This is a genomic window from Janthinobacterium sp. PSRC1-1 (assembly GCF_049897525.1).
Lineage (GTDB): Bacteria > Pseudomonadota > Gammaproteobacteria > Burkholderiales > Burkholderiaceae_D > Janthinobacterium > Janthinobacterium tructae.
On sequence record NZ_JAFCWK010000017.1, the window covers coordinates 23,323 to 36,851 of the forward strand.

General features: G+C 61.7%; 10 protein-coding genes. 3 read left to right on the top strand and 7 right to left on the bottom strand.

The annotated features are described in order from the left end of the window. Positions 1 to 20 precede the first annotated feature (20 nt). From pstA to pstS, 3 genes are all read right to left on the bottom strand, one after another. On the bottom strand, positions 21 to 917 hold the full coding sequence (gene pstA, locus ACP7DW_RS25960; protein WP_426057399.1) for a phosphate ABC transporter permease PstA: 897 nt from the start codon (positions 915 to 917) through the stop codon (positions 21 to 23). Continuing rightward, a complete protein-coding gene (gene pstC / locus ACP7DW_RS25965; protein ID WP_232730888.1) occupies positions 914 to 1,885 on the bottom strand; it encodes a phosphate ABC transporter permease subunit PstC in 972 nt (323 codons plus the stop codon). The genes pstA and pstC overlap by 4 nt, the downstream gene beginning before the upstream one ends. A gap of 207 nt (positions 1,886 to 2,092) precedes the next feature. Beyond that, on the bottom strand, positions 2,093 to 3,142 hold the full coding sequence (gene pstS, locus ACP7DW_RS25970) for a phosphate ABC transporter substrate-binding protein PstS (RefSeq protein WP_426085242.1): 1,050 nt from the start codon (positions 3,140 to 3,142) through the stop codon (positions 2,093 to 2,095). A 271-nt stretch (positions 3,143 to 3,413) separates the two neighbouring features. Between pstS and ppk1 the strand changes: the two genes are divergently transcribed. The 3 genes from ppk1 to ACP7DW_RS25985 all read left to right on the top strand — a co-directional run bounded on the left by ppk1 (position 3,414) and on the right by ACP7DW_RS25985 (position 6,313). Further along, positions 3,414 to 5,507 carry a polyphosphate kinase 1 gene (ppk1, locus tag ACP7DW_RS25975; protein ID WP_141172536.1) on the top strand — a complete coding sequence of 698 codons (2,094 nt, stop codon included), beginning with the start codon at positions 3,414 to 3,416 and terminating at the stop codon, positions 5,505 to 5,507. 25 nt (positions 5,508 to 5,532) lie between these two features. Next, a complete protein-coding gene (gene sixA, locus ACP7DW_RS25980; protein ID WP_099759849.1) occupies positions 5,533 to 5,991 on the top strand; it encodes a phosphohistidine phosphatase SixA in 459 nt (152 codons plus the stop codon). A 193-nt stretch (positions 5,992 to 6,184) separates the two neighbouring features. Then, a complete protein-coding gene (locus tag ACP7DW_RS25985; RefSeq protein WP_257224845.1) occupies positions 6,185 to 6,313 on the top strand; it encodes a hypothetical protein in 129 nt (42 codons plus the stop codon). 69 nt (positions 6,314 to 6,382) lie between these two features. Here ACP7DW_RS25985 and ACP7DW_RS25990 read toward each other — a convergent pair whose 3' ends face one another. From ACP7DW_RS25990 to ACP7DW_RS26005, 4 genes are all read right to left on the bottom strand, one after another. Further along, positions 6,383 to 7,498 (bottom strand): polyamine ABC transporter substrate-binding protein, encoded by a 1,116-nt coding sequence (locus ACP7DW_RS25990; protein WP_141172535.1) that lies wholly within the window; start codon positions 7,496 to 7,498, stop codon positions 6,383 to 6,385. A 205-nt stretch (positions 7,499 to 7,703) separates the two neighbouring features. After that, entirely contained in the window at positions 7,704 to 10,310 is a 2,607-nt protein-coding gene (gene clpB, locus ACP7DW_RS25995; protein ID WP_426057397.1) for an ATP-dependent chaperone ClpB, read from the bottom strand. Between the two features lie 121 nt (positions 10,311 to 10,431). Further along, the gene (moaE, locus tag ACP7DW_RS26000) at positions 10,432 to 10,905 is read right to left on the bottom strand and encodes a molybdopterin synthase catalytic subunit MoaE (RefSeq protein ID WP_298414209.1); all 474 of its coding nucleotides are present in this window, start codon (positions 10,903 to 10,905) and stop codon (positions 10,432 to 10,434) included. After that, positions 10,902 to 13,493, bottom strand: coding sequence for a DUF349 domain-containing protein (locus tag ACP7DW_RS26005; RefSeq protein ID WP_426057396.1), 2,592 nt, complete (start codon positions 13,491 to 13,493; stop codon positions 10,902 to 10,904). Before ACP7DW_RS26005 ends, moaE begins: the two co-directional genes overlap by 4 nt. Positions 13,494 to 13,529: the final 36 nt, after the last annotated feature.

Here is a 13,529-nt window from a genome sequence, read left to right on the forward strand (position 1 = left end):
TCGCTTCGCTCGGTATCTGTTTAATTAGGGACTTTTTGGCTGAACACAGTGCGCGACAGGATATTCAAGGCCAGCACGCTGAAGGTGATCAGCAGTGCACCGCCCCAGGCCAGCGAGCGCCAGTTGTCGTACGGGCTCATCGCGAACGAGGCGATGACGGACGGCAAGTTGGCCATCGGCGCATTCATGTTGAAGCTTTGGAACTGGTTATTCAGGGCCGTGAACAGCAGCGGCGCCGTTTCGCCGGCGATGCGGGCCAAGGCCAGCAGGACACCGGTGATGACACCAGCTTTCACAGCGCGCAAGCGCACGAGCGTGGCGACTTTCCAGCGCGGCGCACCGAGGGCAAACGCGGCTTCGAGCAGGCTGTTCGGTACCAAACGCAGCATATTGTCCGTCGTGCGCACCACCACCGGCACGGCGATCAGCGACAGCGCGATGGCGCCGGCGTAACCGGAAAAGTGTTTCACGTGCGCCACGTACAGCGCATACACGAACAGGCCGATGACGATGGACGGGGCCGACAGCATGATGTCCGTCACAAAGCGCGTCACTTGCGCCAGCTTGTTTTCTTCGCCGTATTCGGCCAGGTAGATGCCAGCCAGGATGCCGATCGGGGTGCTGACGACAGTCGCCAGGCCCACCATCAGGGCGCTGCCGACGATGGCATTGATCAGGCCGCCGCCTTCGCTGCCGGGGGCCGGCGTGGTTTGCGTGAACAGGTCGATGGACAGCGCGCCGAAACCCTTGATCACCAGCGTGAACAAGATCCACACCAGCACGGCCAGGCCCAGGGCCATGGCCGCCACCGACAGGGCGATGCCGATGCGGTGCATCAGCAAACGCTTGCGGTAGACAGGGTTCATGGCCGGCTTGGCCGGAACGTCGTGGGTGCTAACTTGGCTGAGTTGGCTCATTTCGTGCCTTCCTTGCGGGACATGCCTGCCAGCATCAGCTTGGCGGCGGATAAGACGATAAAGGTGATGACAAACAGGATCAGCGCCAGCGAGAACAGCGAAGCGACGTGCAGCTCGGATTGCGCTTCGCCGAATTCATTGGCCAGCAGCGAGGTGATGCTGTTACCGGCGGCAAACAGCGACCACGACAGCTTGTTGGCATTGCCGATGACGAAGGTCACGGCCATGGTTTCACCGAGTGCGCGGCCCAGGCCCAGCATGACGCCGCCGACGACGCCGGTCTTGGTGTATGGCAAGACGATCTTGCGCACCACTTCCCAGCGTGTGCAGCCCAGGCCGTATGCGGATTCTTTCAGCACGGCAGGGACGATTTCAAACACGTCGCGCATCACGGAAGCGATGAAAGGGATGATCATGATGGCCAGCACCAGGCCAGCCGTCAGCAAGCCGATGCCCATCATGGGGCCGCTGAACAGCTGGCCGATGACGGGCACGTTGCCCAAGGTGGCTTTCAGGATGGGCTGGACGTGGTCGGCAAACAGCGGCGCAAACACGAACAGGCCCCAGATGCCGTAGATGATCGATGGCACGCCGGCCAGCAGTTCGACGGCCGTGCCCAGGGGGCGGCGCAGCCAGGCCGGGCAGATTTCCGTGAGGAACAGGGCGATGCCGAAGCTGACGGGAAAGGCGATCAGCAGGGCGATGACGGACGTCACCAGGGTGCCGATGATGGGGATCAGGGCGCCGTACTGGTCATTGACGGGGTCCCATTCCGCGGACACGATGAAATGCAGGCCGAAGGTCTTGAAGGCCGGTATCGATTCCATGATCAGCGAAATGATAATGCCGACCAGGACGATCAGCACCGACAGGGCGAACAGCATCGTCACCTTGTGGAACAAAAAATCCTGGATACGCTGCTTGCGCATGGTGGAAAGCATTTGCGCGTGACTGATGGAATCGGTCATGGTGCCGCCTGGCATGGGGATCGTGGAGGAGGTAGATTGTGCGCTCATAATGTGCCATGTGGGTGGTACTGCAGGTACTGCTATTTTTATCGTGCTCTTTTAGCCGGGAACGCCTGCAAGGGCTGGCGGGCGGTCCTGGCTAACTCCCTGCCCCGCCGTGCTGCTGGCGGGGACAAGGATGGATATTGCTGTATTCAGACTATCGGATTAGTAGATCGACTTGCCCGATGCATCTTTCAAATTGGCTTTCCACGATTCCTGCACCAGTTTCACGACCGATGCCGGCATCGGCACGTAGTCCAGTTCAACGGCAGCGGCGCCGCCGTTCTTGTAGGCCCAGTCGAAGAATTTCAGGACTTCTTTAGCCTTGGCTGCGTCAGCCTGGACTTTGTGCATCAGGATGAACGACACGCCCGTGATAGGCCAGCTGTTCTTGCCAGCCTGGTCGGTCAGGACCACGCCGAAGCCTGGGGTTTGCGTCCAAGGTGCCGAAGCGGCTGCTGCCTTGAAGTTGTCATCGTCAGGCTGCAGGAAGTTGCCGTCCTTGTTTTGCAACTGGGTGTGCGACATCTTGTTTTTCTTGGCGTAAGCCCACTCGACGTAGCCGATCGAACCCTTGATACGCTGCACGTTGGCGGCGACGCCTTCGTTACCCTTGCCGCCCACGCCCACGGCCCATTTCACAGCCGAGCCAGCGCCGATTTTCGATTTGAATTCCGGGTTGGTTTTCGACAGGAAGTCGGTGAACAGGAAGGACGTGCCCGAACCGTCGGCGCGGTGCACCACGGTGATTTCCGTGTCCGGCAGCTTGACGCCACTGTTCAGTGCGGCGATCTCAGGTGCGCTCCACTTGGTGATCTTGCCCAGGTAGATGTCGCCAACGACTTTACCGGTCATTTTCAGCTGGCCTGGGGTTACACCGTCCAGGTTGACGATGGTGACCACGCCGCCCATGATGGCCGGGAACTGCATCAGGCCTGCTTCTTCCAGCTCTTCTGCCTTCAGAGGCATGTCCGAAGCGCCGAATTCAACAGTCTTGGCCTTGATTTGCTTGATACCGGCGCCGGAACCGACGGACTGGTAGTTCAGGCCGTTGCCGGTGTTGGCTTTGTAAGTCTCGGCCCATTTGGCGTAGATCGGGTACGGGAAAGTAGCACCAGCACCTGTCATATCTGCCGCCATGACGGAAGCGGAAGAAAATGCCATCGCTGCCGAAGCACCCACGACGATAAATTTGAACATTTGCTTCATTTGCATATCAAGTCCTCAGGGTTGTTAGGGCTCAAAGTCCCGGTTGAATGCTGCGCAGTCTAGCAAGCGAATATGACAGCTTTATGACATGCGCCACATTTCATGAAATATTTGCCTACGCCCGGGGAAATGCCATTTTCAGCGCCGCAAATGACATCCGCGTCGGCGCTTTATGACAGAATATGTCACGGCCATGTCATATTTCATGATTACACTCATTGCGCGTCATACAAGCAAAAATACCGCTAGAATTAATCATCTGCAAAGACAAAAGAATATGAAACCTGAACTGCACATGGAAGTGACCAAATCGGGCATCCTGCTTGACCGCGAACTGTCGCAACTGACTTTCAACCGGCGCGTGATGGCCCAGGCGGAAGACCCGAACATTCCGCTGCTCGAGCGCCTGCGCTACCTGTGCATCGTCAGCAGTAACATGGATGAGTTCTTCGAAGTGCGCGTGGCCAGCCTGCTGGCGGCCGGCAGCATCGGCGGTACGCTGGCGGGCCACCCTGCCTTGGCGGCCAACCTGGAGCGCATCGGCAAGGAATGCCATGCGCTGGTGGAACGCCAGTACGAGATATTAAATAACGACGTCTTGCCGGCCCTGCGCGAAGCGGGCGTGCATTTGCTGCGCGACAGCGACCGCAACGAGGCGCAGCGCGCGTGGGTCAAGCAGTATTTCGACCGCGAAGTGCGCCCCCTGCTGACACCGATCGGCCTGGACCCGGCCCACCCGTTCCCGCAAGTGGTGAATAAAAGCCTCAATTTCATCGTTTCGCTGAGCGGCAAGGATGCGTTCGGGCGCGGCACGGCGATCGCCATCGTCAAGGCGCCCCGTGTCTTGCCGCGCGTCATCAAGCTGCCGGACGAGATATCGGGCGACGGCGTGTCCTTCTGTTTATTGTCCTCCGTCATCCATGCGCACATCTCGGACCTGTTCGCCGGGCGCGAGGTGATTGCCTATTCACAATTCCGCGTCACGCGCGACAGCGACCTGTGGGTCGACGAGGACGAAGTCAAGAACCTGCGCCAGGCCCTGAAGGGCGAACTGGTGGGGCGCCAGTTCGGCACTTCCGTGCGCCTGGAAGTGGCGCGCAATTGTCCACCGGAACTGTCGCAGTTCCTGCTCGACCAGTTCAGCCTCGATCAAAGCCGCCTCTACCGCGTCAACGGCCCCGTGAACCTGGTGCGTCTGTCGGAAATGATCGACCACGTCAAGCAGCCTGAGCTGCGCTTCCCGCCCTTCTTCCCGGGCCTCGCGCATAAAGCCATCGGCAACGACATCTTTGCCGCGCTGAACAAGCACGACATCCTGCTGCACCATCCCTACCAATCGTTCCAGACGGTGATCGACTTCATCCGCAGCGCCGCCTACGATCCGTCCGTCGTCGCCATCAAGCAGACGATCTACCGCACGGGCATGAATTCGGACCTGATGGAATCGCTGATCACGGCGGCGAAGATGGGCAAGGAAGTGACGGTCATCGTGGAATTGATGGCGCGTTTCGACGAAGAAGCCAATATCAACTGGGCCGACAAGCTGGAACAGGCGGGCGCGCAAGTCGTGTACGGCGTGGTGGGACTGAAAACCCATGCCAAGGTGGCGCTCGTCATCCGCCGCGAGGAAGGTGCGCTGCGCTTCTACGCCCACCTGGGCACCGGCAACTACCACCCCACCACCACCAAGCTGTACACGGATTTTGGCTTGCTGACGGCCAACCAGGACCTGGCCGTGGAAGTGAACGAGGTGTTCATCCACCTGACCAGCCTGACCAAGCCGCACAACCTGAACCATTTGTGGCTGGCGCCGTTCGGCCTGCAAAGCGAGATCATCAAGGCCATCCGCAACGAGGCGAAGATCGCCCGCTCTGGCCGGCGCGGGCGCATCATCGTCAAAGTCAACGCGCTGGTCGATGAATCCGTGATCCGCGCCCTGTATGCGGCCTCGACCGATGGCGTGAAGATCGACCTGATCGTGCGCGGCGCCTGCACCCTGAAGCCGGGCGTGCCCGGCCTGTCGGAAAACATCAAGGTGCGCTCCGTGATCGGCCGTTTCCTTGAGCACAGCCGCATTTACTACTTCCGCAACGACCTGGCGCACGATGTTTACCTGGCCAGTGCCGACTGGATGAGCCGCAACCTGTTCCGCAGGGTGGAAGTGGCTTTCCCCGTGCTGGACAGGGCGCTGAAGCGGCGCGTGATCGCCGAGGGCCTCAATCCGTATTTGAAGGATAATACGAATGCATGGGAACTGGAGCCGACGGGCCACTACGCGCGCCGCAAGCCGCGCGGCAAGCAAACGCCGTTCAGCGCCCAGCAGTATTTGATGCACACACTGGGCACGCCGGGCGCGGAGGTCGGCGAATAAGCAACTCTACACACAGGAGCACAGCATGGATCTCATCTTGTGGCGACACGCAGAAGCCGAGCCGGGCCTGCCCGACCTCGAACGCGCCCTGACCATCAAAGGTCAAAAACAGGCGCGCCGCATGGGTGAATGGCTGGCCTCGCAACTACCGGAAAATTGCCGCATCCTCGTCAGCCCCGCCCTGCGCACCTTGCAAACGGCGGAAGCGCTGGGGCGCAAGTTCAAGCTGATGCCGGAACTGGCGCCCGGCGCCGAGGCGGAAGACATCCTCAAGGCGGCCAACTGGCCAGCCGGCAAGGAAAGCGTGCTCATCGTCGGCCACCAACCCACACTGGGCCAGGCGGCCGCCCTGCTGCTGACGGGCGAGGAGCAGGAATGGGAGATGCGCAAGGCCAGCGCGTGGTGGTTCTCGCAACGCGAATTAGGCGACCCGCTCAGCGTCTATTTGAAGGCCGTGATGGCGCATGATCTGGTGGTGAAATAGGCCACGGGGTCTGACCCCAGATTGAAATGCGCGAATAATGCGCTGGGACAAATACTGGCAGGAATTACAACTCGGCAGCCTTGCAAAGCGCTGCCGATCTGCTAGAGTTTAATTGCATCAACTACGTGCAAGAGCCCTGCTCCGGCACATTGAGCAACCCAGCGGACGGCCGTCCAACGGCGGCTGAAAGACCATGTTAATCACCTTCCTCGTTTTTCTCTTCATCGCCATCTTCGCCGCCATCATCGGCTTCGTCGCCTTTGAACTGATCGAAGAAATGCGCGGCAGTCACCACAAGCTGATGGACCGCTACCACGAGTAGTGTTCACCTCGGCACTATCGCATGGCGCCAGCGACGGCCACCAGCCCGTCCCTCGCGCCATCCTTGTCTTTACACTCCCGTCTTGAACTTCGTATAGATGCGCGTCATCAAGCGGCGGATATCGGCCGTGGTCGCTTCTGGCGCCGCCATGCGCTGCTTGTCGGCATCCGACAGGAAGATGGCCTTGTTCTCGCCGATATCCTTGCGCACATATTTGATGCTGGCCGGATTCGGATTCGCGTAAAACACCTTGTTGCTCAGGCTGGCATGCACTTGCGGACGCAAAATGTAGTTGATGAACAGGTGCGCATTGTTCGGATGCGGCGCGTCGGCGGGGATGGCCATGGTGTCGAACATCAGCGCGGCCGTCTTCGGCACCAGCACCTGGATCACATTGCCGTTTTTCGCATCGATGGCGCGCTGGCGCGCGATATTGATGTCGCCCGACCAGCCCAGCGCGACGCAGACGGAACCGTTGGCCATGTCGTTGATGTAGCCTGACGAACTGAACAGGGTTACGTAGGGGCGGATCGCTTGCAGCACCTTGCCCGCTTCCTGATAATCGCCAGCCGTTTTCGAGTACGCGGGCTTGCCCAGGTATTGCAGGGCGGCCGGCAGCACTTCGGACGGCGAGTCGAGGAAGGACACGCCGCACGATTTCAGCTTGGCCGCATATTTCGGGTCAAAGATCAGGTCCCAGGCGTTGTCGGGCATGGGCATGCCGCCCAGCGCGGCCTTGACCTTGTTGACGTTGATGCCCACCGTCGTGTAGCCCCACAGCCAGTCGACCAGGTAATCGTTGTTCGGGTCGATCTTCGACAGCTTGGCTTGCAGGTTCGGGTCCAGGTTGCCCAGGTTGGTCAGCTTGCTCTTGTCGAGTTTGCGCAGCAGGCCCGCATCGATCTGCAGGCGCGCCCACTGAGCCGTCGGCACCACGATATCGTAGCCGGACTTGCCCGCCACCAGTTTCGCATTGAGGATTTCGTTATTGTCGAAAACGTCGTAGCGTACCTTGATGCCCGTTTCCTTCTCAAAATTCTTGATCGTGTCGTCGCCGATATAGTCGGACCAGTTATAGATGTTCAGGACTTTTTCTTCCTGGGCGTGGGCAGGCAATGCCAGCACGGCCGCCGCCAAGGTCAATCCCACTCCAATGCGCCGCCCTGCTTGCCATGTGTTTGCCATCGTACCGCCTCCGCAATTAGTCAGAAAATAGTGACGATCATAACAAGAAGGGCGGCATCAGGTCTAGCCTGATACCGCCCTGCCTTAGATTATGCCGATGTTAGCTTGCGCCAACACCCCACAGCGTAAAACTGGGGTCAGACCCGACGGGGGAAGCTGCCCCAATGGGGTAGCTTCCAATCCCGCAGGGACTGACCAGCCAGCATTACACCTTGTCCAGCCCCACCTGCGCACCCGTAAATACCAGGTTGCCGTTCTGGGCGTCGATGCGGATCTCGTCTTTCGGGCCGAACTTGCCTTCCAGGATCAGCTTCGACAGCGGATTTTCGATCTGCTGCTGGATCGCCCGCTTCAAAGGACGGGCGCCATACACCGGATCGTAGCCCGCTTCGGCGATTTGCTGCAGTGCCGCGTCCGTCAAGCTCAGCTGCATGTCCATGCGCGCCAGGCGTTCTTCGAGAATTTTGAGCTGGATCTTCGCGATCGCGCCGATGTTTTTCTCGTCGAGGCCGTGGAACACGACGATTTCGTCGATGCGGTTGACGAATTCGGGACGGAAGTGCGAGCGTACCTCAGCCATCACGGCCAGCTTCACGACACCGGGATCATCACTTTCCATGGCCTGGATCTTGTGCGAACCCAGGTTCGAGGTCATGATGATGACGGTATTCTTGAAGTCCACCGTACGGCCCTGGCCATCCGTCATGCGTCCGTCGTCGAGCACTTGCAGCAGCACGTTGAAGACGTCGGCATGCGCCTTTTCCACTTCGTCGAGCAAAATCACGCTGTACGGCTTGCGGCGCACGGCTTCCGTCAGGTAACCGCCCTCGTCGTAACCGACATAGCCCGGTGGCGCGCCGATCAGACGGGCCACGGAATGCTTCTCCATGAACTCGCTCATGTCGATGCGGATCATCGATTCTTCCGTATCGAACAGGAAGGTCGCCAGCGCCTTGCTCAGCTCGGTTTTACCGACACCCGTCGGCCCCAGGAACATGAAGGAACCATAGGGACGGTTCGGGTCGGAGAGGCCGGCGCGCGAGCGGCGGATGGCGTCAGCCACGGCCGTGATCGCTTCATCCTGGCCCACGACACGCTCATGCAGCTTCTCTTCGATATGCAGCAGCTTGTCGCGTTCACCCTGCATCATGCGCGACACGGGGATGCCCGTCGCGCGCGACACCACTTCGGCGATTTCCTCGGCGCCCACTTCCGTGCGCAGCAGTTTCGGCTGGTCGGGATCGCGTTTCGGGATGCCGCTGTCAGCCTGCTTGAGCTGGGCTTCCAGCTGCGGCAGCTTGCCATACTGCAGCTCCGACACTTTCTGCCAGTTGCTCTCGCGCGTCGCCTGCTCCATCTGCAGCTTGACGTTCTCGATCTCTTCCTTGATGTGCGTGCTGCCTTGCACCACGGCTTTTTCCGCCTTCAGGATTTCCTCGAAGTCGTTGTATTCGCGTTGCAGCTTGACGATTTCCTCGTCGATCAGGGCCAGGCGGCGCAAGGACGCCTCGTCTTTTTCCTTCTTGACGGCTTCCTTCTCGATCTTCAGCTGGATCAAGCGGCGTTCCAGCTTGTCCATCACTTCCGGCTTCGAGTCGATCTCGATCTTGATCTTCGCCGCCGCTTCATCGATCAGGTCGATCGCCTTGTCGGGCAGGAAACGGTCCGTGATGTAGCGGTGCGACAGCTCGGCGGCGGCGATGATGGCCGCGTCCGTGATTTCCACCTTGTGGTGCAGCGCGTACTTATCCTGCAAACCGCGCAGGATGGCGATGGTCGCCTCCACAGTCGGCTCGTCGACCAGCACTTTCTGGAAACGGCGTTCCAGCGCGGCATCCTTCTCGATGTACTTGCGGTACTCGTCGAGGGTGGTGGCGCCCACGCAGTGCAGTTCGCCGCGCGCCAGCGCCGGTTTGAGCATATTGCCGGCGTCCATCGCGCCGTCGGCCTTGCCCGCGCCCACCATGGTGTGCATCTCGTCGATGAAGACGATGGTTTGCCCTTCATCCATGGCCAGTTCCTTCAGCACGGACTTCAGGCGCTCCTCGAATTCGCCGCGGAACTTGGCACCGGCAACTAGGGCGGCCATGTCCAGCGCCAGCACGCGCTTGCCTTTCAGGGACTCGGGCACTTCGCCGTTGACGATGCGCTGCGCCAGGCCTTCGACGATGGCCGTCTTGCCCACGCCCGGTTCACCGATCAGCACGGGATTGTTCTTGCTGCGGCGCTGCAGGATCTGGATGGTGCGGCGGATTTCATCGTCGCGGCCGATGACAGGGTCGAGCTTGCCCTTGCGTGCCCGCTCCGTCAGATCCAGGGTGTATTTTTTCAAGGCTTCGCGCTGGCCTTCGGCCTCTTGCGAATCGACCTTGTTGCCACCGCGCACGGCGTCGATGGCCGCTTCCAGGGCCTTGCGGGTCAGGCCGTTTTCGCGCGCCAGCTTGCCGCAGTCGGACTTGTCGTCCGTCATGGCCAGCAAGACCATTTCGCTGGACACGAACTGGTCGCCCGCCTTTTGCGATTCCTTGTCGGCCAGGTTCAGCAAGGCCACGAATTCGCGGCTGACCTGCACGTCGCCGCCCGTGCCCGACACCTTAGGCAAGCGTTCGATCGAAGCGCCCAGGGCCTTGGACAGGCCGCCCACGTTGACGCCGGCGCGCTGCAGCAGCGAACGGGCGCCGCCGTCGTCCTGGTTCAACAGGGCCGTCAGCAGGTGGACTGGTTCGATATAGGGATTGTCGTTGCCCACGGCCAGACTCTGTGCGTCGGCCAGGGCTTCCTGTAACTTGGTAGTGAGTTTGTCTTGTCGCATGAAAAGCGCTCCCGGTTAATTAGTTGTTAACCAAATTGGGGTGAGGCAGTACTTTTCAAGCATACACAAAACAGAAAACTGATGCATTCTTGCAAATGCTGGCGTGCGCGGCAGAAACGCCTCACATGGCGGGTGCTTTTGCCGTCCATTTGTCCAGCGCCGTCTCGTCGCTGTCGCGCGCATCGACCCAGCGCGCGCCTTCCGGCGTGTCTTCCTTCTTCCAGAAAGGTGCTTCCGTCTTCAGGTAGTCGATGATGAATTCGCAGGCGGCGAAAGCCTCGCCACGGTGGGCGGACGAGACGGCCACCAGCACGATCTGCTCCTGCGGCAGCAAGGGCCCCACACGGTGGATCACCAGTGCGCCGGACAGGGGCCAGCGGCCCCGCGCCTGCTCGACGATCGCTTCGATGGACTTTTCCGTCATGCCCGGATAGTGCTCGAGCTCCATGGCGGCCACGTCCAGCCCCTCGTTCATGTCGCGCACCGTGCCGACAAAGCCGACGACGGCGCCCACCTTGGGGTTGCCTGCACGCAATTGTGCAATTTCTTGACTCAAGTCAAAATCGGCTTGCTGGACACGCACGGAAGTGCTCATTTGGCATGGCCTCCAATGCGGCGCAGCAGGGTTTCGATACGGCTGGCCGTACGCGCATCGGTGGCGGCGGCAATCGCGCACAGTTGCATCAGCTGCGACACTTGCGTGAGCGGCTTCTGGCCCGATTTCAGCGACGATTGCAGCACCTCCACCTGCATTTTCAAGCGGTCGCGGGCAAATTCGGCGCCGCTGTCGACGCCGGCGACGATTTCCAGGCGCAACACTTCATCGCGCAAGCGCTCCTGGTTGGCCTGCAATTGCTGCACGTAGGCGGCGCTGCCCTCGCCCAATGCCGCCTGGGCGGCGGCAAAGCGCTGCTGCAGGCTGCGTTCATAGTGCGTGTCCAACGCTGGCAAGGCGCTCCAGCGTTCGCTCCACGCTTGCGCGTCGGCGCCGGCGTCGCCATCGGCCAGTGCCGTTTCCAGCGATTGCACCAGGCGCAGCTTGTCGCGCAGGGCGTTGGCCTGGGCCGCGCCGGCGCGCTCGGCGATGGCATCGGCCTGCGCCTGCACGCCGGCAACGGCCGCCTGGTAGCGCTGCTCGATCTTCGCTTCGCTGGCGCGCGGCACGGGACCGGTGGCGTTCCAGGCGGCACGCGTGTCGCGCAGCAAGTGGTCGATGAAGGCGCTGCGGGCCTTGTCGTCGCCCTCGGGCACGACGGCCGTTTCCAGGCTGGCGCACAGCGCTTCGCGCGCATGCAGGTGTTCGCGGCGCTCGTGGTCGGCCGCGTGGGCCGTTTCCTTGCGCCTGGAGAAGATATCATCGCAGGCGGCGCGGAAGCGCTGCCACAGCGCCTGTTCCGCGCGACGCTCCAGCGGCAGGGCTTTCGCCAGTTCCTGCCATTTGTCCTGCAAGGCTTTGAGCATGTCGACCGTGTTGCGCTCCGATGGTTTGAGCAAGCCCACTTCGACGATCAATTGTTCGCGGCGCGCCGTCTCGATCAGGCGCTGCGTATCGAGCGGCTTCGACAGGGCATCCAGCGCGGCGCCGAACTCCGTATCCAGGCGTTTCTTTTCCTTGCGGTCGATGGTGCCCAGGCGCGTCCACGCCTGGCGCAAACGCTGCGAGGCGGAGGCGACGTGTTTCCAGTCGGTACTCTCTTCGGCGGCCAGCGCCGCCGTTTCCGCGATCAGTTCCTGGGCCTTGGCCGCATTGCCGTGGCGCTCTTCGGCCAGTTGCTTGAAATGCTGGGCCGCCGGCGCGTACGCCAGGCTGCAGGCGGCGTCGAAACGTTCCCACAGGGATTTCGGCGCCGGGCCGGACAAGGTGTCGAGCGACTTCCAGCGCTCGCGCAGGCTGCCCACTTTCTTGGCCAGCTCGGCCATTGGAAGTTCTTGCGCCGGCAATTCCTCGCCCGCCTTGACCAGTTCCTCGCGCGACACGTTGCCGCCCCAGCGCGCCCAGTCGGCCAGTTGCTTGAATTGTGCGCGCACATGGGCCAGGCGGTCCGCTTGCGCCGGCGTCAAACGGCCGTGCTTGCTGTCGCGCAAAGTCTTGTCGTGCTCGGAAGCGACGTGCAGCAATCCTTCCTGCAGCGCCGCTTCCATGGCGTCGAGCGTCTTGACGAACTGCTCCGTCGCTTCTTTCGACACGGGCGCGAGCTCCTGGCGCGGCTTGCGCGGCGCAGGTACAGCTGCAGGTGCAGTATGGGCCGGTGCGGCCGCTGTTTCCGCCGTCTGCACGGGCGCCGGGGCGCTGGCCAGCACGGCCGCAAATTGCTGCTGCAGGCTGTCGGACAGCGGCGACTCGGGCAGGCGCGGCAGGGCTTGCCACGCGCGTTTCAGGGCATCCACGTCGAGGGTGGCGGCGTCCTGCGCCTGCCATTCGGTCAGCGCGGCCTGGCGCGCGTCGAACACGGCCTGGTGCTGCTGCAGCGCTTGCAAAGCGGACTGCGCCTGCTCGCGCGCCTGGATGAAGTCGCTTTCCAGGTGTTTCGGCAAGGAGCCGCGCTCGGGCGATTGTGCATGTTGTGCATGTTCCGCATCCAGGCGGGCCAGCGCCTGCGCCAGTTCCCCGGCGGACTGGCCATTGCTGGCCAGCGCGCGCGCGGCGACGACGGCGTCGATCACGGCGCGCTGCAACACCACTTGCGCTTCCAGGCGCGCGGCCAGCGCGGCACGCGCGGCGACAAAGGCGCTCGCCAGCTCGGGCGTGGCCTTGATGACTTGCCATTGGCGGTCCAGTTCGGCTACCTGGTTGGGACTGAGCTTGTCATCATTCAACAGGCGCTCGGCCGTGGCGATGCTGGCCTGGGCGCGCTGGGTTTCCGCCGCCTGATGGCGGATCAGGTCGATGCGACCCTGCATCAGCTTGGCGACGCGGCGGTCCGTGTTGCGCATGGCCTGGTGGACTTTTTCCAACAGGGGCAAGGCATGGACGTGTTCAGCGGCGATCAGACGGGCATCGGCAAATTCGCTGGACAGGATGAATGCAACGGCGGCGGCTTCGTCGCCCGCCACGGCGTGGGCACGCGCAACCTGTTCGGCGCGGCGCGATGCGCTCTGCGCCGAGGCGGCGGCCTGTTCTGCCACGACAGGGTCTGGTGCGGAAGGCTTGCTGGCAGAACGCTTGAAAAGAAATTCGAACATGACGGGTTTCGCGTGGATCAAAACCACCATCATAAC

Coding starts and splice junctions, on each gene's coding strand:
- pstA (WP_426057399.1), bottom strand. CDS start 917: ATGAGCCAACTCAGCCAAGTTAGCACCCACGACGTTCCGGCCAAGCCG.
- pstS (WP_426085242.1), bottom strand. CDS start 3,142: ATGCAAATGAAGCAAATGTTCAAATTTATCGTCGTGGGTGCTTCGGCA.
- ppk1 (WP_141172536.1), top strand. CDS start 3,414: ATGAAACCTGAACTGCACATGGAAGTGACCAAATCGGGCATCCTGCTT.
- ACP7DW_RS25990 (WP_141172535.1), bottom strand. CDS start 7,498: ATGGCAAACACATGGCAAGCAGGGCGGCGCATTGGAGTGGGATTGACC.
- sixA (WP_099759849.1), top strand. CDS start 5,533: ATGGATCTCATCTTGTGGCGACACGCAGAAGCCGAGCCGGGCCTGCCC.
- ACP7DW_RS25985 (WP_257224845.1), top strand. CDS start 6,185: ATGTTAATCACCTTCCTCGTTTTTCTCTTCATCGCCATCTTCGCCGCC.
- moaE (WP_298414209.1), bottom strand. CDS start 10,905: ATGAGCACTTCCGTGCGTGTCCAGCAAGCCGATTTTGACTTGAGTCAA.
- clpB (WP_426057397.1), bottom strand. CDS start 10,310: ATGCGACAAGACAAACTCACTACCAAGTTACAGGAAGCCCTGGCCGAC.
- ACP7DW_RS26005 (WP_426057396.1), bottom strand. CDS start 13,493: ATGTTCGAATTTCTTTTCAAGCGTTCTGCCAGCAAGCCTTCCGCACCA.
- pstC (WP_232730888.1), bottom strand. CDS start 1,885: ATGACCGATTCCATCAGTCACGCGCAAATGCTTTCCACCATGCGCAAG.